Genomic DNA, 20,358 nt, shown 5'->3' with positions numbered 1-20,358 from the left:
TCGCGGCGCCGTGACGGCGCGCGCCGGGGACAAGACGACCGCAGCTTATCGCCGACGCGGTGACGACGGCATGGCCGAAACATGACCGGCTTTTCATGACAATTCCGTCATCCGCCGGTCATCCTGCGCGCACGCGCGACACCGTACGCTCGGCGTTACACTGACCGGCTGGAATCACGGACAGCCTGCCTCACCATGCGGATACTGATAGTCGAAGACGAAGCCAAGATGGCGTCCTACCTGCGGAAGGGCCTGACGGAGGCGAGCTACACGGTCGACGTCGCGGAAAACGGCAAGGACGGGCTGTTCCTCGCATTGCACGAGGATTTCGACCTCGTCGTGCTCGACGTGATGCTGCCGGAGCTCGACGGCTTCGAGGTGCTCAGGCGGCTGCGCGCGCAGAAGCAGACGCCCGTGCTGCTGCTCACGGCCCGCGACGCGATCGAGGACAAGGTCGCCGGGCTCGAACTCGGCGCCGACGATTACCTGCTCAAGCCGTTCGCGTATGCCGAATTCCTCGCCCGTATCCGCTCACTGCTGCGGCGCGCACCGCGCAACGTGCGCGACGTCCTGCACGTCGCCGATCTGGAAATCGACCTGCTCAAGCGCCGCGTGCGGCGCGCCGACGCCCGCATCGACCTGACCGCACAGGAATTCGCGCTGCTGCAGCTGCTCGCGGAACGCGAAGGCGAGGTGCTGACGCGCACCTTCATCACGTCGCAGATCTGGGACATGAATTTCGACAGCGACACGAACGTCGTCGATGCGGCGATCAAGCGCCTGCGCGCGAAGATCGACAACGCTTACGAGAAGAAGCTGATCCACACGATCCGCGGCATGGGCTACGTGCTCGAGGATCGTTCGTGACCGCGCGCCCCGCGTCGTATTCGCTGCTGCGGCGCCTGACGCTCGCGTTCGCCGCCGTCGCGGCGCTCGTGTTCGCGCTGACCGGCGCGTATCTCTATCGTTCGCTGTCCGCCGAACTGACGCGGCGCGACGACATCGAGATCTCCGCCAAGCTCAACCAGTTCCTGCAACTGGCACGCGCCAGCGGCTCGACGGCCGCGCTGCGCGCCGACCCGGCCGTGTTCCATGACGTGCTGCTGTCACATCCGGGCGTCTATCTCGGCATCTACGATGCGCGACACCAACCGCTCGTCGAGCATTCCGACGAAGCCGGCAACACGCTCGCATCGGTGATCTCGGCGCCGCATCCGGCTGGCAGCGCCGCTGAGCCGTTCACGTGCGCGCCGCCCGGCATCGGCACGTCGCGCTGCGTGTACGCGCGCGAAACGCTGCCGTCCGGCGAAGCGATCGAGGTCGCGCTCGCGCGCACCGCGGCCGATCGGCAGTCGCTGCTCGAAAGCTATCGTGTCGACATCTGGCTCGCGGCGGCCGTCGGCGCGCTGCTGGTCGGCGCGCTCGGCTACGCGGTCGCGTCGCGCGGCCTGCGCCCGGTCGAAAGCCTCGGCCGGCAGACATCGCGCATCGAGGCGCACAACCTGAACGCACGCCTCGACGCGCGCGGCGGCCCGGTCGAATTGCGCGAGTTCGCCACGTCGGTGAACCGGATGCTCGACCGCCTCGAACGCGCGTTCGTGCGGCTGTCGCAGTTCTCGTCCGATCTCGCGCACGACATGCGCACGCCGCTCGCGAACGTGATCAGCTCGTCGCAGATCACGCTGTCGCGCGCCCGCACCGTCGACGAATACGAAGCGCTGATCGAGTCGAACATCGAGGAATGCGAACGGCTGCAGCGGATGATCGAGAACATGCTGTTTCTCGCGCGCACCGACAATGCACGGCAGCACCTGAAGACCGCCGAACTGGACGCGGGCAGCGAACTGCGCCGGCTCGCGTCGTATTTCCAGGCGTTGGCCGACGAGGCCGGCGTGCGCATCGACGTGCATGGCGAAGCGCCGGTCGTCGCCGACGCGACGCTGTTCCGGCGTGCGGTCAGCAACCTCGCGTCGAATGCGCTCGAACACGCGCACGCCGCGTCGACGATCGAGCTGGCCGTGTCCGTACAACGCGGCTACGCGGTCGTCGAAGTCACGAACCGCGGCGCCGCGATTCCGCCCGAACAGGTCGAGCGGATCTTCGAGCGGTTCTACCGGATCGATTCGTCGCGGCACGGCGCGGCGCGCAACGCGGGGCTCGGGCTCGCGATCGTGAAGTCGATCATGGAGCTGCATCGCGGCAAGGTGGAGGTCGCGAGCCGCGACGGGCGCACGACGTTCGCGCTTTACTTTCCGCGCGGCACTGATCGTTAGCGCGTGCGCCGCCGCGTCGTGCGGCTAGCGATCCTGCACCGTGCCGAACGACGTGCGAACGCACACGAGCAGCGCGATGGTCGCCGCGCTGAACACCGCCCCCGCGTAGAACGTGGCAGCAGCACCGGCCCGGTCCCACAGGAAGCCCGCGACGACGCTCGATACGAGCGTCACGATGCCGCTGACCAGGTTGAACACGCCGAACGCCGTCCCTCTCAATTCGGCCGGCGCGGCATGCGCGACCATCGTCGCGAGCAGCCCTTGCGTCATGCCCATATGGAGCCCCCACAGCGCGACGCCGACGAGCACGGCCGGCCAGTGCGCGCCGTGCGCCAACACGATATCGGCGGCGATCAGCATGACGAGCCCGACCACCATCAGTGTCGTGTGGCTCGTCGTATCGGCGAGCTTGCCGAACGGGTAAGCGGACAACGCGTACACGACGTTCATCGCGACCATCACGAGCGGCACGAGCGCGACGGGCACGCCGCTGCCCATCGCGCGCAGCACCAGGAACGCCTCGCTGAAACGCGCGAGCGCGAACACGCCGCCGACGGCCACGACCCACCAGTAGCGGGCGCCGAGTTGCGCGACGACCTCGCGGCGGATCGGATTGACGCGCGGCTCGCCCGGCGCACGCGCCGGTTCGTCGATGCCGAACGCGAGCAGCGCCACGGCGAGCACGCCCGGGATCACGGCCAGCCAGAACGCGAGGCGGAAATCGTCGCGCCACACCAGCATGATGACGACGGCCAGCAGCGGCCCGAGGAACGCGCCGACCGTGTCGAGCGACTGGCGCAACCCGTACGCGGCGCCGCGCAGGTGAACGGGCGTGACGTCGGCGACGAGCGCATCGCGCGGCGCGCCACGAATCCCCTTGCCGACGCGATCGACGATGCGTGCGGTCACCACGACGCCGATCGTCGGCGCGATCGCGAACAGCGGCTTGCTGAGCGCGCCGAGCGCGTAGCCGGCCACCGCGAGCCATTTGCGATTGCGCAGATAGTCGCTCAGCGTGCCGGAGAACACCTTGACGACCGGCGACGTCGCCTCGGCGATCCCCTCGATCAGGCCGATCGTCGTCGCGCTCGCGCCGAGCCCCGCCATCAGGAACATCGGCAACAGGCTGTGGATGATTTCGGACGACACGTCCATCAGCAGGCTGACACAGCCGAGCACCCACACGCTGCGTGGAATCTGCCGAAGAATGCCGGTCGATGAGTCGGTCTGCATGGGTCGCTCCGGTTCAGGAATCCAGACGTCGAATGCCTGTGATGCTACTGCAGTCCCGTGACACGACCGCACGCCGTGCGTGCGCGCCCGCTATTCCGCCGTATCGCGCCGAAGTTTCGCCTGCCGGCGCGTGCGGTCGTTGAGGATCTGGTGCCGGCGATGGTCGGTCAGTTTCTTCCAGTCGCGCGCCTCGTCGCGGGTGCGCAGGCAGCCGACGCAAAAGCCCGTGCGGCCGTCGAACGCGCACAGCTCGATACACGGCGATTTCACGGCCACGATCAGGCCGCCTTCGCGGGCGTCAGCACTTCGACGGTCACGTGCGACACGCCGTCGAAGCCCGCGACCAGCGCATGGTAGAAACGTGCATCGCGCGCGGTGTCGGCCGATTCGACCGACACGATCGCGCTCATGTGCCCGGGGCCCACGCGCCACACGTGGAGATCGTTGACCTGGTCGCCGAACGCCTCGATCGCGCGGCGGACGTTGTCCGTCAGCTTGCGATCGACGTTGACGTCGAGCAGCACACCGCCCGTATCGCGTATCAGCCCGTACGCCCAGTTGGCGATCACCAGCGCGCCGACGATGCCCGCGAGCGGGTCCATCCAGACCCATCCGAACGCGCGCGCGAGCAGCAGGCCGACGATCGCCAGTACCGACACGGCCGCGTCGGCGATCACGTGAACGTAGGCCGACCGGATGTTGTGGTCGCGATGCGCGGCCGAGTGCGATGCGTGACCATGATGCGCGTGGTGCGCGTCGTCGTGGTCGTGGTCGTCGTCGTGGTGATGCGGATGATCGTGACCATGACGATGCCCGTGATGGTGATCGCCGCTCAGCAGCCACACGCTGGCGAGGTTCACGGCGAGCCCCAGCACGGCGATCGGAATCGCTTCGTCGAAGCGAATCGGCACTGGCGCCAGCAGCCGCGCGATCGCCTCGTAGCCGATCAGCAACGCGATCATCGCCAGCACGATCGCGCTCGTGAAGCCGGCCAGGTCGCCGAGCTTGCCGGTGCCGAACACGAAACGCGGATCGTCGGCATGCCGGCGCGCATAGGTATAGGCCAGCGCGGCGATCAGCATCGCGCCCGCATGCGTCGACATGTGCAGCCCGTCGGCGACCAGCGCGAGCGAGCCGAACAGCGTGCCGCCGACGATCTCGGCGATCATCATCGCCGTACACAGGCCGATGACCATCCACGTCTTCCGCTCGTTGCGCGCGTGTGCGGCGCCCAGAAATGCGTGGCTGTGCGCGCCGCCCGCCGCCGCGCCGTCGAATTCGTTCATGTTTGCATCCGGTTACTTGAAATAGCTGTGCACGACCTCGATCAGCTGCTCGGTCGCGCTGCCCTCGTGCGCATCGGGCGTGTCCGCATCGACGAGATGCGACCGGATGTGGTCTTCCAGCACGACGGCCAGCAGGCCGTTCATCGCGCCGCGGCAGCTCGTGATCAGTTGCAGCACGTCGTTGCAGCCGCGCTCTTCTTCCAGCGCCCGCTCGATCGCTTCCACCTGTCCCTTGATACGGCGCACGCGGTTCAGCAGCTTCTGTTTCTCGCGGACGGTATGACTCATCGCTGGGCTCCTGTATAGGGTAGGGGAGTATATCTCCGGAAGGCTGCCCCTATAGGGTGGAGGGGTATATTTTTTTCGAGACGAAGGCTTGTCGAAAGAAAACCGCTCGGCTAGACTGCTCTCCGTCTTTGGGGAGTAGCCTGCTTTCCGCCCCCGGAAAGCGAACGCGTCAACACACTCGGCCTGCGGCCGTGGCGCGTTCGGCCCGATCGGCTTGGCGAGACCATCGGCACATCGCGTCGTTCCTGGTCGGACGTCGGCGGATGTGTCATGGTTCGTCAGCGTCCGACCACGGAGTCCCCATGTTCCTCCCTGCTCGCCTTGCCCACGCCACCGCTGCCTGCGGAGGTGCCGCATGACCTTCATGTTTGTCGAACTGGCGTTCATGCTGGTCGTGATCCTCGTCGCGGCCGAAGTCTTCACCAATGCGCTCGAACATCTCGGCGAACGCCTGAAGATTTCCGAAGGCGTGACCGGCTCGCTGTTCGCGGCCGTCGGCACCGCGCTGCCCGAAACGATGGTGCCGCTGCTCGCGCTGGCCGGCGGCACGTCGAACCAGGCCGTGAACGAGGAGATCGGCGTCGGCGCGATTCTCGGCGCGCCGCTGATGCTCGCGACGCTCACCACGTTCCTGATGACGCTCGCCGTGATCCGCACGCGCGGGCTGCGCGGCACGATCACGCCGGAACGCACCGGCTTCGTGCGCGACATGAACACGTTCCTCGCCGCGTTCTCGCTGGCGACCGTCGCGATGTTCGTTCCGCATCACAACTGGGCCGTACGCGCGCTGCTCGCCGCGATGCTGGTCGGGCTCTACGTGATGTACGTCGTGATGACGTTCCGTGCATCGACCGGGCTCGTCGATGCCGGGCACGGCACCGAGGCGCCGCACGCGATGTTCCTGTCGCGCATCGGCCTGCCGACCAACCTGGCGACGATCGTGCTGCAACTGCTGATCGGCGTCGCGCTGCTGGTGGGCGGGGCGAAGGGCTTCATTCACGGCGTGGAAGGCGTGTCGCACGTGCTCGGCGTGTCGGCGCTGCTGCTGTCGCTGATCATCGTGCCGATCGCGACGGAACTGCCGGAGAAGGTCAACAGCGTGCTGTGGATCCGCCGCCGGAAGGACACGCTCGCGTTCGGCAACATCACCGGCGCGATGGTGTTCCAGGGCACGCTGCTGCCGGCGATCGGCATCATGCTGACGCCGTGGGAGCCGCGCCCCGAAGTGCTGACCGGCGTGATCATCACGCTCGCGGCAGCGGCCTGGCTGCGCATCAATGCGCGCACGCGCGGGCTCGCGATCTGGGCGTTGCTCGCGAACGGCGCGGGTTATGTGGGGTATCTGGCGGTGACGCTGGCGCGCTAAACGCCGGTCGGGCGCGCCGGCCGACCAACACGTCGGCGCGGCGCGCTTCACGGCGCCGGATGCGGGCGGCGGCTGCGACGCCCGCATCCCGCCGATCAGGAACCCTTGACGAGTTTGACGATCGTCAACGTGCCGTCGACCTTCTCGATCCGCACCTTGACCTGGTCGCCCGCATGCGCTTGCGCGAGCATCGCCGCATCCTTCGCCTTGAACGCCATCGTCATCGGCGGCATCCCGACGTTCTGCAGCGCGCCGTGCTTCAACGTGATCTTGCCGCTCGCGGCATCGACCTTCTTCACTTCGGCGTCGGTCAGCGCGGCGTTCGATTCCGCCGCGCCGTCCGACGACATCTTCATGCCGGACATGTCCATGTTCGACATCTCGCCGGCGGCAAGCGCCGGTACCGCGAAAGCACTCAGCGCGACGACAGCGGTTGCAGCAGCGATCAATTGATTCATCTTCATCGTGATTCTCCGGTGGGAAGGGATGGCACGTTCGTGCCGGAAGGAACTGCCTCGGAATGCCGCGCTCGGCCCGCGCTTCGCGCACGACGGCGCTGCAGCAGAAGCCACGCGGCGGGAATGACGAACATCGACAGCAGCGGCGCCGTGACCATGCCGCCGACCATCGGCGCGGCGATGCGCTGCATGACTTCGGAACCGGCGCCGTGGCCGATCATGATCGGCACGAGGCCGGCGAGCACGACGGCGACCGTCATCGCCTTCGGCCGCACGCGCAGCACCGCGCCTTCGCGAATCGCGTCGAGCAGCAACGCATCGGTCAGCGGTTCGCCGGCATCGAGCCGGCGCTGCAGCGCGCCCTTCAGGTACAGCAGCATCACCACGCCGAATTCGGCCGCCACGCCCGCCAGTGCGATGAACCCGACCGACGTCGCGACGGACACCGCATGGCCGAGCGCCCATACGAGCCAGAATCCGCCGACCAGCGCGAACGGCACCGTCGACATCAGCAGCAACGCGTCGGCCGCCGAATCGAACGTGACGAACAGCAGCACGAAGATCACGACGAGCGTGACGGGCACGACGGTACGCAACGTCGCCGCCGCGCGTTCGAGATACTCGAACTGTCCCGACCACGCGATCGAATAGCCGGGCGGCAACGCGACCTGCCGCGCGACGGCCTGCTGCATCGCACGAACCGCCGTGCTGAGGTCGACACCGCGGAGATCGACGTACACGTAGCCGGACAGCCGTGCGTTCTCGCTGCGGATCATCGGCGGCCCGTCGGCGATCGCGACACGCGCGACGTCGCCGAGGCGAATCTGCGCGCCGCGCGCGGTGACGACCGGCAGTTGCCGCAAGTTGTCGAGCGAATCGCGGATCTCGCGTGGATAGCGGATGTTGATCGGGAAACGCTCGCGCCCGGCGATCACTTCGCCGACGTCCTCGCCGCCGATCGCCGACGACACGACCGACTGGATATCCGCCACCGACAGCCCGTAACGCGCGGCGGCGAGCCGATCGATGTCGACGTCGACGTAGCGGCCGCCGTTCAGCCGCTCCGCGAGCGCGGACGTCACGCCCGGCACGCGCTTCACGGCGGCCTCGACCTGCGTCGCGATCGCGTCGATTCCCGTCAGGTCCGGCCCGGAAATCTTCACGCCGACCGGCGTCTTGATCCCGGTGGACAGCATGTCGAGCCGGTTGCGGATCGGCGGCACCCATACGTTCGACAGGCCCGGCACCCTCACCGTCCGGTCGAGTTCGTCGACGAGCTTCTCCGGCGTCATGCCCGGCCGCCATGTACTGCGCGGCTTGAAGCGGATCGTCGTCTCGAACATCTCGAGCGGCGCGGGGTCGGTCGCGGTATCGGCGCGACCCGACTTGCCGAACACCGTGTCGACCTCGGGCACGGTCTTGATCAGCCGGTCGGTCTGCTGCAGCAGTTCGCTCGCCTTGTCCGCCGAGATGCCCGGCAGCGCGGTCGGCATGTACAGCAAGTCGCCTTCGTCGAGCGGCGGCATGAATTCGCCACCGAGCCGCGACAACGGCACGGCCGTCAGCACGAGCGCGACGACTGCCACGCCGATCGCGGCCCACGGGCGCCGCAACGTCGCTTCGAGCAGCGGCCGGTACAGGCGGATCAGCACGCGATTGATCGGGTTCGCGTGCTCGTGCGGAATGCGGCCGCGCACCAGATAGCCCATCAGCACCGGCACCAGCGTCACCGACAACCCGGCGGCGGCCGCGATCGTATAGGTCTTCGTGAACGCCAGCGGCGCGAACAGCTTGCCCTCCTGCCCTTCCAGCGAAAACACCGGAACGAACGACAGCGTGATGATCAGCAGCGAGAAGAACAGCGCGGGCCCGACTTCCGCCGCCGATGCCGCGACGAGCTCCCAGCGACGCGCGGCGGTGATCGGCTCGCCCGGATGCGCGTGGTCGTACGCTTCCAGATGCTTGTGCGCGTTCTCGATCATTACGATCGCCGCGTCGATCATCGCGCCGATCGCGATCGCGATCCCCCCGAGCGACATCAGGTTCGCATTCACGCCCTGGTAGCGCATCACGATGAACGCGACCAATACGCCGAGCGGCAGCGACAGGATCGCGACCAGCGCGCTGCGCAGATGGAACAGGAATACCGCGCAGACGACACCGACGATGACGAATTCCTCGATCAGCTTGTCCGTCAGGTTGTCGACCGCGCGCGCGATCAGTTGCGATCGGTCGTAGGTCGTGACGATCTCGACGCCGGCAGGCAGCGAACGCTTGAGGTCGGCGAGCTTCGCCTTCACCGCGTCGATCGTCGTCAACGCGTTCTTGCCCGAGCGCATCACGACGACGCCGCCCGTCACTTCGCCCTCCCCGTTCAGTTCCGCGATACCGCGCCGCATCGCCGGGCCGACCTGGATGCGTGCGACGTCGCCGAGCAAGACCGGCGTGCCGGTGTCGTCGGTGCGCAGCACGACGTGACGGAAATCGTCGAGCGTGCGCAGGTAGCCGGACGACCGCACCATGTACTCCGACTCGGCCAGCTCGACGACCGAGCCGCCGGAGGCCTGGTTGGCCTTGCCGAGCGCCTCCGCGACCGCAGCCTGCGTGATGCCGTATGCACGCAGCTTGTCCGGGTCCAGCACGACCTGGTACTGGCGCACCATGCCGCCGATACTCGCGACTTCGGAGACGTCCGGCACGGCCTTCAGTTCGAACTTCAGGAACCAGTCGTTGAGCGCGCGCAACTGGCCGAGATCGTGACGGCCGGTGCGATCGACGAGCGCGTACTCGTATACCCAGCCGACACCGGTCGCATCGGGCCCAAGCGACACGGTCGCGCCCGCCGGCAGGCGGCTCTGCACCTGGCTCAGGTATTCGAGCACGCGCGAGCGCGCCCAGTACGGATCGGTGCGGTCGTCGAACAGCACGTAGACGAACGCGTCGCCGAACGACGAGTACGCACGCACGGTTTTCGCGCCGGGCACGCCGAGCAGCGTCGTCGTCAGCGGATAGGTCACCTGATCCTCGACAACCTGCGGCGCCTTGCCCGGATACGACGCCTTCACGATCACCTGCGTGTCCGACAGGTCGGGCAATGCGTCGAGCGGTGTCTGCCGCAGCGAATGCACGCCCCATGCCGCGAGCAGCACGGTGGCCAGCAGCACCAGAAACCGGTGATGGACGGACCAGTGAATGATGCGCGCGATCATCGCTCACCTCCCTGCGGCTCGACCTTCGTCAGCCGGTAGCCGTCGTCGGTCTGCGTGAACGCGAAACGCACGGTCTGCCCCGGCTTCACGTCCGGAAACGCGCGCACCGACGGCTTGCCGAACGCCATCGTCATCGCGCCCCAGCCGAGCGCCGGCACCGGCTGATGCGAGAACGTGATGTCGTCGGCGGTGACCTTCTCCACCTTGCCGGTGGTTTCGTACACCGGCGCGCTTGCCGTCGCGGACGATGCGGCCGAGCTTGCGCCTGCCGCCCGCTCCAGCCGCGGCAGCACGCTTTTCAGGCTGGCTTCCGAATCGATCAGGAACTGCCCCGATGCGACAACCGTATCGCCTTCGTTCAGCCCGCCGAGCACTTCCGTGTCGCCGCCGACGTCGTTGCCGACCGTCACCGACACCGGCTGGAGCCGGCCGTCGCCGAGCTTCACGATGACGATCGTGCGCCGGCCGGTCGCGATCACCGCCTCGGACGGCACCAGCAGGCGCGACACCGTCTCGTTCTCGGCGACCCGCACGCGCATCAGCATGCCGGGCGTGAGCTTCTGCGACGCGTTGTCGATCTCCACGCGCGCCTGCAACGTACGGCTGCCCGTGCTGATGCCGGGCAGCACTTCGCGGATGCGGCCGCCGAAATGCCGGGCCGGATCGCCGGCGAACGTCGCGTCGACCGACATGCCCGGCTGCACGTTCAAGGCGAGCGCTTCCGGCACCTCGACGATCAGCCACAGCGTCGACAGCCCGGCGATCTTCACGAGTGTCTGACCGGGCGCGACCATCGCGCCGTCGCGCACGTTCAGCTCGCTGACGACGCCGGTTTCCGGCGCGCTCAGCACGACGTGCGTCTGCGCGCGGCCGGTGCGGTCGAGGGCCGCGATCATCCCGTCCGGGATCGACAGCGCACGCATCCGTGCGCGCGCTGCATCGAGCACGCTGCCGTCCATCCCGCCGCGCTTCAGCGCGAGATACTCCTCCTGCGGCGCGAGCCAGTCGGGCACGAACAGCGATGCGACCCGCGCGCCCTTCGCGATGCGCTGCATCGGCGCACGCGCATACAGGCGATCGATGTAGCCCGTCACGCGCGACTGCACGACCACCGCGCGCGCTTCGTCGAACTGCGTGGTGCCTACCGCGTCGAAGCCGGCCGCCGTCTGCCGCCGACGCACGGTCGCATAGCGGATGCCGAGGTTCTGCTGCAGGCCCGGATCGATCCGGACGCCTGCGGCGGCACCGCCTTCGTCCGCATAGACCGGCTGCAACTGCATGTCCATGAACGGCGATTTGCCCGGTTTGTCGAAGTGCTGGTTCGGCACCATCGGGTCGTGCCAGTACAGCACCTTGCGTGAGGCCTGCTGAGCCGGCACGCCCGACGGCGCGGCGGCGGGCATGGCGACCGTCGCCGCGCCGCCCGTCGCATGGCGAACGCCCGCGAAATAGCCGGCGCCGGCGAGCGCCGCGCCGGCGGACGCGATCAGCGCCGCACGCATCAGTGATTGCGTTGTCATGAGCGTCTCCTTCACTGCGCGGCGGCCATCGCCGACGGCACGACCTGATATTCGAGCTGCGCCCAGGTCTGCGAGACCTCGCGCCTGAGATCGAGCACCTGCAACTGCGCGTCGAGTTGTGCACGCCGCGCGGCGAACGTGTCGGCGAGCGGCCCCGTGCCGGCCCGGTACGCGGCCGTCGCGAGCTGCACGCGCTGCTCGGCGGCCGGCAACAGCGCGGCACCCAGCTGCGCGATACGTTCGCGGCCGCTCGCCAACGTGTCGGATTGCGTGCGGATGTCGGCCTCAACCTCGCGCAACGTGTCCTCGTACATCAGGCGCGCCTTCGTCGCGAGCGCCGCCTTTTCGGCGACGTCGCGGCTCTGGCGATTCTTGCGATTGAGCGGCAGCGGGATCGAGACGCCGACCGACACCATGTTCGAATACGCTCCGCCGCGCTGCTGGTACGCGATTTCCCACGTCCAGTTGGGGCTGCGCTCGCTGTTCGCGACCGCGACGTCGGCTTCGGCCACCGCGATAACGTCCGCGGCGGCGACGAGCGCCGGCTGCGACAGGCGCAGCTCGTCCGGCGGCAACGACGAGACGAACGATTCGGGCGCGGGCGGCGTACCCGCCACGTCCGTCACGGGCGCCGCCGTCCAGCGGGCCAGCGCGACGAGCGCGGTGCGATACGCCTGCTGCGCCTTGAGCACCTGGTCCTGCGTCTGTGCGAGCATCGCGCGGGCCTGCACGACGTCGCCCGCGCTCGCCTTCGCGCCGCGATACGACGCCTGCGTCGCGTCGACTTCATGGTTCATGTGACCGAGCAGCGCCTGCTGAAGCGCGAGCGCCTGCTTCGCATAAACGGCATCCAGCCACGCCGTCGCGGTCTGCCGGCGCACGGCCGCCAGTTGCAGGAGATAGCCCGCGCGCTCGCGGCCGACCTGCTCGTCGGCCAGCGCGGTGCGCAGCCGCCGCTTGTCGCCGGACACCCATTCCTGCTCGATGCCGATACGGCGCATCGTCATGAAGTCCTGGCCGACGGTGAAGCGCTGCCCGCCGTTGATCGGCAAGTTGTCGATACCGGCCTTGAGCATCGGGTCCGGCAACTGGCCGGCCTTGACGGCCGCTTCGGAACGCGCGAGCACGGAAGCCTGTGCGGCCCGCATCGACGCGGAACGATCGGTGGCGGACTGCAGCGCCGCATCCAGCGTCAGCGGCGCCTGTTGCGCGTGAACGGCGCCCGCCACCAGCAGCGCGGCCCATGGCACGGGCGTGCGCCGACATGCACGCGGCATGGCCAGCGTGCGGAAAGTGAATGACATGGTGTAACCCCAAATCGGAACCCAAAGGGATTCCACGTCCTGCGCACAGGACGAACCTCACCGCGTACGCGGCGAACCGGTCAAATCGGGATCAGCTGATGCGTGGAGGGCGCCACAACCCGTTCGGGTCGCGGACCGGGATGGACTGCGTGTAGTGGAAGACGATCGTGCTGGTGAATGCAGCGGGGCGGCTGATGCCGGAGCGGGCGGCCGGGTGGTAGAGACTGCCGAACTGGCATTGGGCCGTCACCTTGCAGGCCATGCCCTTGGCTTTGGCCTTCGCGCGATCGGCGGATGACGACTGCATCGAATCGCAGTCGCTCATGTCGGCGGACATGGCCATGTTCATCGTGCCCGTGCCCGCCTCCATCGGCATCGTGTGCTGCATCGGACATTCACCGGTCAGGCCGCTGGCTGCCAGCCCACTGATGGGCAGCACCGCGCACAGCAGCAACAGGATGAAGGTCCGAAGCCATTTCATGGCCGCGATTATAGCGCGGCCCATTGCGGCATGGCGCGGCGTCGCTACGGCAAAACGACACGCGTTCCCTGCCGCCGCCGCGCGTCATCGCAGCAGACCGTCCGCCGCCAGCACGGCCTGCACGGCCGGCCGCTCGCGCACCCGCTCATACCATGCGCGCAGATGCGCATGCCGGCTCAGGTCGATATCCGCGTGGTACACCGAACGCATCCAGTCCGCCTTGCCCCAACCGGTCAGCGCGAACAGGTACGCATCGGCGACCGTGAACGTGTCGCCGGTAACGAACGTCCTGCCGTCGAGCTGGCGGTCGATCCATGCGAAGCGGCCGTCGAGCTTCTGCCGCACGGGCTCCACGTACTTCCCCGCCTGCACCGCATACAGCAGCGGGATGAAGCCCTTGTGGATCTCGGTGGCGAGAAAGTTGAGCCATTCCATCAGCCGGTAGCGCGCGAGCGTGCCGTAAGCGGGCGCAAGCGCGGCTTCCGGGCGCTGGTCGGCGAGATACTGGGCGATCACCGGCCCTTCGCGCAGCATCGTGCCGTCGTCGAGTTCGAGCAGCGGCACGTAGCCGAGTTCGGTCACGTCGTAGTAGTTGCGGCCGTCTTCGACGACATGCTTGCGCGCGTCGACCTTGACGATCTCGGCGTCGAATCCGCCTTCGCGCAGCACGATGCAGATCGCCTGCGAACAGCTGCCGGGAGCGTGATAGAGCTTCATGCGTTTCCTTGGTGGGTGGTCCATGTATCGATTCGCCGCGACGCGGGCGCTAATATCTCGCATCGGCGCAGCGCCGGGAAGACGGCAGTCGTTTGTGCCGTAGTCACAAAAAATTTACCGACCAGGATTCGGCACGATGAAAACGAGTGCGACAGGATGTTCCGTTGAAGAAGCGATGCGCCTGCTCGGCGGCCGCTGGCGGCTGCTGCTGGTGTCGTATCTGCTCGACGGGCCGCGCCGCTTCAGCGACCTGCGGCGCGACATGCCGGGCATCTCGCAGCGCATGCTGACGCTCGACCTGCGCGCACTGGAAGACGCGGGGCTCGTGCGACGGACCATCTATCCGGAAGTGCCGGTGCGCGTCGAGTACGATCTCACCGCGGACGGCGACCGGCTGCGGCCGGTGGTCGACGTCATGCGCGAATTCGGGCTGTGGCTGAAGGCGCGCGACGCGCACGCCGACGCGATGCCCGACGACGCCGCTGCGGTCGACACGACGACGCACGCTCACACTCACCCCTAACCCTTCGGCAGGAACTTCGTTCATGGAACTTCACGCTACCGTCGGCGCGGCCACGTCCGACCTCGACGACGACGAAAGCTTCGCCAACATCTACTGTCACGATGCGGAGCAGGACTATTGCCTCGCGCTGTCGCGCTTTCCGGACGACACGCTGATCGAAGTGATGGTGCGCGACCAGCTCAACGTGCGCGTCAAGGATCTGTCGGTGCGGCTGACGGACGATACGATCGACGTCGAGATCGAGCCGGGCATCGCCGCACGTCTCGACGGCCACACGCGTTACGTGATTCATCTCGCGCCCGGCCAGTACGATCCGCTCACGCTGCGCGCCGCGTTGAAGGAGATCTTCGTCGGCAAGAACGGCTATCGCGACGACGGCACGCGCGGCTGAACGGTCGCCCGGCCGCTCTCGTTTCGTGACGACGCCGACACACGCCTGTCGGCGTCCGTTCCCACATATTGAGCGTCGAGCGTCCCATTAATGGGGATGCCTGCCCAAATGTTGACGCACGCCGCACCACGGTTCTAACGTTCGCCCCAACGCCATTCGATTCGGCCGCCTCGTTCGCGAGCGCCGGCCGGCGCATAGAACACAGGAGACGACCGTGGCCCAATCCGCGTCACGCACCCACGCCAACCCGAACGCGGGGCCGTCCGCGCACACCGGTCCCTCATCCGAATCCGCCGCCCGCGCGGCCGTGTCCGCGGCCCCCGCCACGCCGCCGAGCCGCAAGCGGCTGCTGATCCTCGCGCTGCTGTTCGTCACCGTCGTGATCAACTATCTCGACCGCAGCAACCTGTCGATCGCGGCGCCCGAGCTGTTCAAGGAACTGAACATCGATCCGGTCCGCGCGGGCCTCGTGTTCTCCGCGTTCGGCTGGACCTATGCGCTGATGCAGATCCCGGGCGGCTGGCTCGTCGACAAGGTGTCGCCGCGCGTGCTGTATGCGGGTGCGCTCGCGCTGTGGTCTGCCGCGACGCTGCTGCTCGGTTTCGCCGGTTCGTTCGTCGGGCTCATCGTGCTGCGTCTTGCAGTCGGCGCGCTGGAAGCGCCGGCCTACCCGATCAACAACCGCGTGGTGACGACGTGGTTCCCGACCCGCGAGCGCGCGAGCGCGATCGGCGGCTATACGTCGGGGCAATTCGTCGGCCTCGCGTTCCTCACGCCGGTGCTCGCATGGCTGCAGGCGCATCTCGGCTGGCACATGGTGTTTGTCGCGACCGGCCTCGCCGGCATCGCGTGGGCCGCGATCTGGTACGCGGTGTATCGCGAGCCGCGCGCGTTTCGCGGCGTCAATGCGGCCGAAATCGCGCTGATCCGCGACGGCGGCGGGCTCGTCGATCTCGAGGACCGCGTCGCGGCGCGCAGCGAACGCACGCCGTCGACGTGGCGCGACCTCGGCGTCGTGCTCGGCCGGCGCAAGCTGTGGGGCATCTACGTCGGCCAGTTCGCGCTGAATTCGACGCTGTGGTTCTTCCTCACGTGGTTTCCGACCTATCTCGTCAAGTATCGCGGGATGGACTTCATCAAGTCGGGCTTCCTCGCGTCGCTGCCGTTCCTCGCCGCGTTCGTCGGCGTGCTCTGCTCGGGCGTGCTGTCGGACTGGCTGATGCGGCGCGGCGCCTCGCAAGGCTTCGCGCGCAAGCTGCCGATCATCTCGGGGCTGCTGATCTCGACCTGCATCATCGGCGCGAACTACGTGAGCTCCACCGGCTGGGTGATCGCGTTCATGACGATCGCCTTTTTCGGCAACGGCTTCGCGTCGATCACGTGGTCGCTCGTGTCGGGGCTCGCGCCCGCGCGGCTGCTCGGCCTCACGGGCGGCGTATTCAACCTGATCGGCAACCTGTCCGCGATCGCGACGCCGATCGTGATCGGGCTGCTGGTCGACGGCGCGGACTTCTCGCGCGCGATCACCTACATCGCCGCGATGGCGCTCGCGGGCAGCCTGTCGTACGGGCTGCTCGTCGGCAAGGTCGAGCGCATCGACGCATGAGGGCACGAGGGCGGCACATGCGCGCCGCCCTGCTCGATCGCTGCGCCCGTGCGGCGTCGCCACCGCCGACACCCATCGCGTGCGATGGTCGTGAGGATAGCCGACTGCATAGTCGGCGACGCACATGTATCGGTACCGATGCCGACGATCCGCACGTTGCCCCCCGGCCGCTTGCGCTCCTCCGAAGTCGCGCGTCTCGACTTGGCCCATGCATGCGCGCGGCGGCAGGTCGTCCGTGCTCGGGGAAGTCCTCGGAAGCGTATGTCGCCCGATTGAAAACGGTGGCGGCACGGGTCCTCGCTTACACTGCTCCCGCATGCCCGCTTCGGAATGACCCGCGACGTTTTACGGGGCGAACGGATCGGCAGACGCCTGCCGGTATTTCCCCCTGATGACGTCCGTCGCGGCAAGCGCTAGAATCCAGCCGCTTCGAGGCCCTGCTTCCGCCAACGACGGGCGGCCGTTCCGATGCCCGGCCCTCGCGCGTGCTTTTTTCGTATCGGGGGAACGTGCATGATGGGCGGAACAGTCCCTTGGTAACCGCATGCTGCTCAACGTGAACGCCTCCCACCGCGACGACGATCGCTTCAACGTATCGTTCAAGACATTGGGCGAGCTGATCGAGAGGGTCGGCACGCCGCATTTCGTGCCGCGCCTCACGCAACTGCTGAACGACATCGTGCCGCTCGACGTCGCGCACGTCGAACGTTCGCGCGTCGACGGCACGATGCCCACCGGCTACCGTTGCGAATGGATCGGCAGCAGCGGCATCGGCGCCACGTCCGCCGACATCTCCGACGTGATGACGCTCTACTACGAGCGCTTTCTCGACAGCGACCCGCTGTTCGCGGGGCTGCGCGGCAAGACGGGCACGATGCTCGTCGTGCGCGACATCGACGCGATTCCGCCCGGCGAATTCCGCCAGCGGCTGTTCGACGACGTGCATATCGGGCATGAATGCGTGCTCGCGCGCGGCACGCGCTATTCGCAGCATTCGATCGCACTGGAGCGCGGCCGCGATCGGCCGCCGTTCACGCTCGCCGAGATGAACCGCTTCCGCAGCATCAGCGACATGCTGTTTCCGCTGCTCGAACTGCATGCGTCGACCACTGCCGCGCGGCGCATCGCGCACGCGGCGCCCGACGTCCATCCGCTCGCGCAATTCGATGCGCGGCTCGCGGCCGACGGCGTGAAGCTGTCGAAACGCGAATACGAAACCTGCAAGCACCTGCTCTCCGGCAAGACCGTCCCGGAAACCGCCGGGATTCTCGGCGTGCGCGTCGCGTCGGCCGAGTCGTACGTGAAGCGCGCATTCGCGAAGCTCGGCGTGCGCACGAAGCGCGAACTCGCCGCGTGGGGCGCGGCGACTGCCGTACTCCCCGTCTCTGGATCGCGTACCGGGTCGCATAGCGAACGGGCGGGCTGCCCGCTGCCGCTCAAAGCGCCTTGACCATGAACACGCGCGCCGCGCCTTCCGGCTCGCACGGCACTTCGCCGAACGTCTCGTAACCGTGCTTCCGGTAGAAATCCGGCGCCTGGAACGAGATCGTGTACAGCACCGCACGCGCGCAACCGCGCCGCTTCGCTTCCGCTTCCGCCTCGCGCAGCAGCCGGCTGCCGAAGCCGCCGCCGCGCAGCGAGTCGGGCAGATAGAACAGGTCGATGAAGAACAGGCCGAGCGACGTCCGGCCGGTGAGGCCGCCCAATACCTCGCCGGTCGCGGAGTCGGTCACGTAGATGTCGAGCGCGGATGCATCGGCGCGCCCCGTCATCGCATGGTTGAATTCGCCGAGCTTGCGGCTGATGAAGTCTCGGGCGGCCGGTTGACCGGTATCGGTCAATTGCAGGGTGACGTCGGGATGGGGTGTCATCGGGCGAACGCGTGCGTGAATGGAGCGCCGGGCGTGCGGCACCCGCGGCGGGCATCGCACGACTATAGCGCGACGTCGTGCGCTCACGCCACCGAAAATGCCACCGCGAACGCCATCGTCAGCGCCGTCGTCAGGCCAGGACGACCACGCCATCTCACTCGAACGCAACGCCCGCGCTACGTCGATACGATGCGCAGGAAACGCGCGTCAGTTGTACCCGAGGATCGCCACCGCCGCGACCTCCGGCCGATCGATCGTCCCGCCGACGAGCGACGTCGTCGGCTCCTGCAGCACGGCCTGATACGAGCTCACGCGCACGTCTTCCGGTGCGCCGGTTTCATCCTGGGCCGGTTCGTCGAAGGCATCGATACCGCTGAAGCATGCGTGTTGCGTTTGCATGAAAGTCATCTCCACTCCTTTGCTTTGATATGTCGTTAATGTTCTAGCCGGCCCGCTTCAACGCGCCCGCATGCACGGGCTCCCCGCCATGCGCCGCTTCGGACCGCGCAAGCTGCGCGCGCGTGCGTCGCGTGATGTGGATCACCGCGAACACGACCGGCGCGATCAGCAGCCCTTCCGCGAGTTCCGGATCGACCGGCAGGTTCATCACGTGCAGCGCCTTGAACGCCGCCGTCGCGAGCGACAGCACGTAGTACGAAATGGCGGCCACCGACAGCCCTTCGACCGCGTGCTGCAAATGAAGCTGGTTGCGCGCGGTGCGCTCCATGCCGGCCAGCAGCCGCGTGACGTCCTTTTCCTGCGCGAGATTCACGCGGGTGCGCAGCAGGTCGACCGCTCGCGCGATCCGCGCGGCGATCTGTTCGTGGCGCGCCCATACGCTGCGGCACGTTTCCATTGCCGGCGCGAAGCGCCGTTCCATGAATTCGGCGATCGTCGGCATCCCTTCGATACGCTCCTCGCGCAACTCCTGGATGCGCGCCAGCACGAGCTTCTCGTATGCGCGCGACGCGCTGAAGCGCGCCCCCGATCCCGACAACGATTCGACCCGCACCGCGAGATGCGTGAGCTTGACGAGCAGCGCCGCGTCGTCGCCGTCGGCGCCGCTCGCGTCCATCCGCTGCATCAACGCATGCAGCGCCGCGTGAATCTCGTCGAGCTCGCGGCTCATCCGGCGTGCGACCGGCAGCGCAAGCAGCGCCATCATCCGGTACGTCTCGATTTCGTACAGACGCTGCAACAGCCGGCCGCCCTGCTCCTCGCGGAAATCCTCGTCGACGACGAGAAAGCGCATGAAGCCGTCGTCGCGCACGTGCCAGTCGCAGAACACCTTGCCGCCGCCGAGCACGCGGCTGCCGACGAGCGCGGGCCCGTCGATCCAGCGCCGCAGTTCGCCGCACGCGAGCCGCGCGGCGTCGCCCGACAGCAGCTCCATCCGCACCGCGACGAAGCGGATGCCGGCCAGCCGCGCGAACCACGCAGCCGGAATGCCGGCGATCGCGACATCGTCGAAATAACCGGTGTCGCGACGCGGCGCGACGAACGTGAAGGTCGAGAATTCGGTGTGGCGCTCCCACTTCAGGTGCCAGCCGCACGGCGAGCGCACCGCGTAGTGCGTCGCGCCTTCATGCGGCGCGTCGATGCCCGTGTCGCGGCACAGCGCGTGCAGCAGCGTTTCGTGGATGTCGGGCTGGCCGTCCGCGTAGATCGCGTAATGCGTGAGCGACACCGCTTCGGCGAGCCGCAGGAACGGCCGGGCATGCAATTCCGCGGCCAGTGCGGCGCGCAACGGATGGTCCATCATCGATTCACCACGCTTTCCTGTTCAGTCCCGCACGCCGGACGTCCGGCCCGAGCGCCGCGCCATGCTCGGG

At 67.8% G+C, this 20,358-nt stretch carries 20 protein-coding genes and 1 riboswitch; of the genes, 7 read left to right on the top strand and 13 right to left on the bottom strand.

Going from position 1 to position 20,358, the window contains the following annotated elements:
• The first annotated feature begins 195 nt into the window (after positions 1–195).
• Positions 196–867 carry a heavy metal response regulator transcription factor gene (locus WS54_RS01870; RefSeq protein WP_059784800.1) on the top strand — a complete coding sequence of 224 codons (672 nt, stop codon included), beginning with the start codon at positions 196–198 and terminating at the stop codon, positions 865–867.
• The gene (locus WS54_RS01865; RefSeq protein WP_059784805.1) at positions 864–2,273 is read left to right on the top strand and encodes a heavy metal sensor histidine kinase; all 1,410 of its coding nucleotides are present in this window, start codon (positions 864–866) and stop codon (positions 2,271–2,273) included. The genes WS54_RS01870 and WS54_RS01865 overlap by 4 nt, the downstream gene beginning before the upstream one ends.
• A 24-nt stretch (positions 2,274–2,297) precedes the next feature.
• Here the strand turns inward: WS54_RS01865 and WS54_RS01860 are convergent, their stop codons facing one another.
• The 4 genes from WS54_RS01860 to WS54_RS01845 form a co-directional block, all read right to left on the bottom strand.
• Positions 2,298–3,506, bottom strand: a complete 1,209-nt coding sequence (locus WS54_RS01860; protein WP_059784808.1) for an MFS transporter — start codon at positions 3,504–3,506, stop codon at positions 2,298–2,300.
• 90 nt (positions 3,507–3,596) lie between these two features.
• Positions 3,597–3,782 carry a DUF1289 domain-containing protein gene (locus tag WS54_RS01855; RefSeq protein ID WP_006484585.1) on the bottom strand — a complete coding sequence of 62 codons (186 nt, stop codon included), beginning with the start codon at positions 3,780–3,782 and terminating at the stop codon, positions 3,597–3,599.
• 2 nt (positions 3,783–3,784) lie between these two features.
• The gene (dmeF, locus tag WS54_RS01850) at positions 3,785–4,792 is read right to left on the bottom strand and encodes a CDF family Co(II)/Ni(II) efflux transporter DmeF (RefSeq protein WP_059784814.1); all 1,008 of its coding nucleotides are present in this window, start codon (positions 4,790–4,792) and stop codon (positions 3,785–3,787) included.
• Positions 4,793–4,804: 12 nt separating this feature from the next.
• Positions 4,805–5,080, bottom strand: coding sequence for a metal/formaldehyde-sensitive transcriptional repressor (locus WS54_RS01845; protein ID WP_006479857.1), 276 nt, complete (start codon positions 5,078–5,080; stop codon positions 4,805–4,807).
• A 118-nt stretch (positions 5,081–5,198) separates the two neighbouring features.
• Positions 5,199–5,374: riboswitch (yybP-ykoY riboswitch) on the top strand.
• A gap of 61 nt (positions 5,375–5,435) precedes the next feature.
• Here WS54_RS01845 and WS54_RS01840 point away from each other — a divergent pair.
• Entirely contained in the window at positions 5,436–6,446 is a 1,011-nt protein-coding gene (locus WS54_RS01840) for a sodium:calcium antiporter (protein WP_059722292.1), read from the top strand.
• A 95-nt stretch (positions 6,447–6,541) separates the two neighbouring features.
• On the opposite strand, the gene WS54_RS01835 is transcribed toward WS54_RS01840, so the two are convergent.
• The 6 genes from WS54_RS01835 to gstA form a co-directional block, all read right to left on the bottom strand.
• A complete protein-coding gene (locus tag WS54_RS01835; RefSeq protein WP_058902683.1) occupies positions 6,542–6,910 on the bottom strand; it encodes a copper-binding protein in 369 nt (122 codons plus the stop codon).
• On the bottom strand, positions 6,907–10,113 hold the full coding sequence (locus WS54_RS01830; RefSeq protein WP_059784818.1) for an efflux RND transporter permease subunit: 3,207 nt from the start codon (positions 10,111–10,113) through the stop codon (positions 6,907–6,909). Before WS54_RS01830 ends, WS54_RS01835 begins: the two co-directional genes overlap by 4 nt.
• Entirely contained in the window at positions 10,110–11,633 is a 1,524-nt protein-coding gene (locus WS54_RS01825) for an efflux RND transporter periplasmic adaptor subunit (protein ID WP_059785151.1), read from the bottom strand. The genes WS54_RS01830 and WS54_RS01825 overlap by 4 nt, the downstream gene beginning before the upstream one ends.
• Before the next feature lie 11 nt (positions 11,634–11,644).
• Entirely contained in the window at positions 11,645–12,937 is a 1,293-nt protein-coding gene (locus WS54_RS01820; protein ID WP_059784820.1) for a TolC family protein, read from the bottom strand.
• A 91-nt stretch (positions 12,938–13,028) separates the two neighbouring features.
• Entirely contained in the window at positions 13,029–13,418 is a 390-nt protein-coding gene (locus WS54_RS01815) for a hypothetical protein (RefSeq protein ID WP_059785155.1), read from the bottom strand.
• Between the two features lie 84 nt (positions 13,419–13,502).
• Complete coding sequence (gstA, locus tag WS54_RS01810; RefSeq protein WP_059784824.1) at positions 13,503–14,135, bottom strand: glutathione transferase GstA; 633 nt, start codon at positions 14,133–14,135, stop codon at positions 13,503–13,505.
• Between the two features lie 136 nt (positions 14,136–14,271).
• Here gstA and WS54_RS01805 point away from each other — a divergent pair, with 136 nt between their 5' ends.
• The 4 genes from WS54_RS01805 to WS54_RS01790 all read left to right on the top strand — a co-directional run bounded on the left by WS54_RS01805 (position 14,272) and on the right by WS54_RS01790 (position 18,105).
• A complete protein-coding gene (locus WS54_RS01805; RefSeq protein ID WP_059784827.1) occupies positions 14,272–14,658 on the top strand; it encodes a winged helix-turn-helix transcriptional regulator in 387 nt (128 codons plus the stop codon).
• A 22-nt stretch (positions 14,659–14,680) separates the two neighbouring features.
• The gene (locus WS54_RS01800; protein WP_059784830.1) at positions 14,681–15,049 is read left to right on the top strand and encodes a hypothetical protein; all 369 of its coding nucleotides are present in this window, start codon (positions 14,681–14,683) and stop codon (positions 15,047–15,049) included.
• A 214-nt stretch (positions 15,050–15,263) separates the two neighbouring features.
• Positions 15,264–16,655, top strand: coding sequence for an MFS transporter (locus tag WS54_RS01795; RefSeq protein WP_059784833.1), 1,392 nt, complete (start codon positions 15,264–15,266; stop codon positions 16,653–16,655).
• Positions 16,656–17,199: 544 nt separating this feature from the next.
• Positions 17,200–18,105 carry a helix-turn-helix transcriptional regulator gene (locus WS54_RS01790; RefSeq protein WP_059784836.1) on the top strand — a complete coding sequence of 302 codons (906 nt, stop codon included), beginning with the start codon at positions 17,200–17,202 and terminating at the stop codon, positions 18,103–18,105.
• Here WS54_RS01790 and WS54_RS01785 read toward each other — a convergent pair.
• The 3 genes from WS54_RS01785 to WS54_RS01775 all read right to left on the bottom strand — a co-directional run bounded on the left by WS54_RS01785 (position 18,092) and on the right by WS54_RS01775 (position 20,288).
• Positions 18,092–18,526: a GNAT family N-acetyltransferase gene (locus WS54_RS01785; protein ID WP_059784839.1), complete on the bottom strand. Its 435-nt coding sequence runs from the start codon at positions 18,524–18,526 to the stop codon at positions 18,092–18,094. The genes WS54_RS01790 and WS54_RS01785 overlap by 14 nt on opposite strands.
• Before the next feature lie 207 nt (positions 18,527–18,733).
• Entirely contained in the window at positions 18,734–18,934 is a 201-nt protein-coding gene (locus tag WS54_RS01780) for a hypothetical protein (protein ID WP_034205595.1), read from the bottom strand.
• Between the two features lie 34 nt (positions 18,935–18,968).
• Positions 18,969–20,288, bottom strand: coding sequence for a DUF3422 family protein (locus WS54_RS01775; RefSeq protein WP_059784844.1), 1,320 nt, complete (start codon positions 20,286–20,288; stop codon positions 18,969–18,971).
• Positions 20,289–20,358: the final 70 nt, after the last annotated feature.

It is taken from the genome of Burkholderia sp. NRF60-BP8 (assembly GCF_001522585.2).
Lineage (GTDB): Bacteria > Pseudomonadota > Gammaproteobacteria > Burkholderiales > Burkholderiaceae > Burkholderia.
Note: the sequence above shows the minus strand (reverse complement) of the source record. Positions and strands in the feature narration are given on the sequence as shown.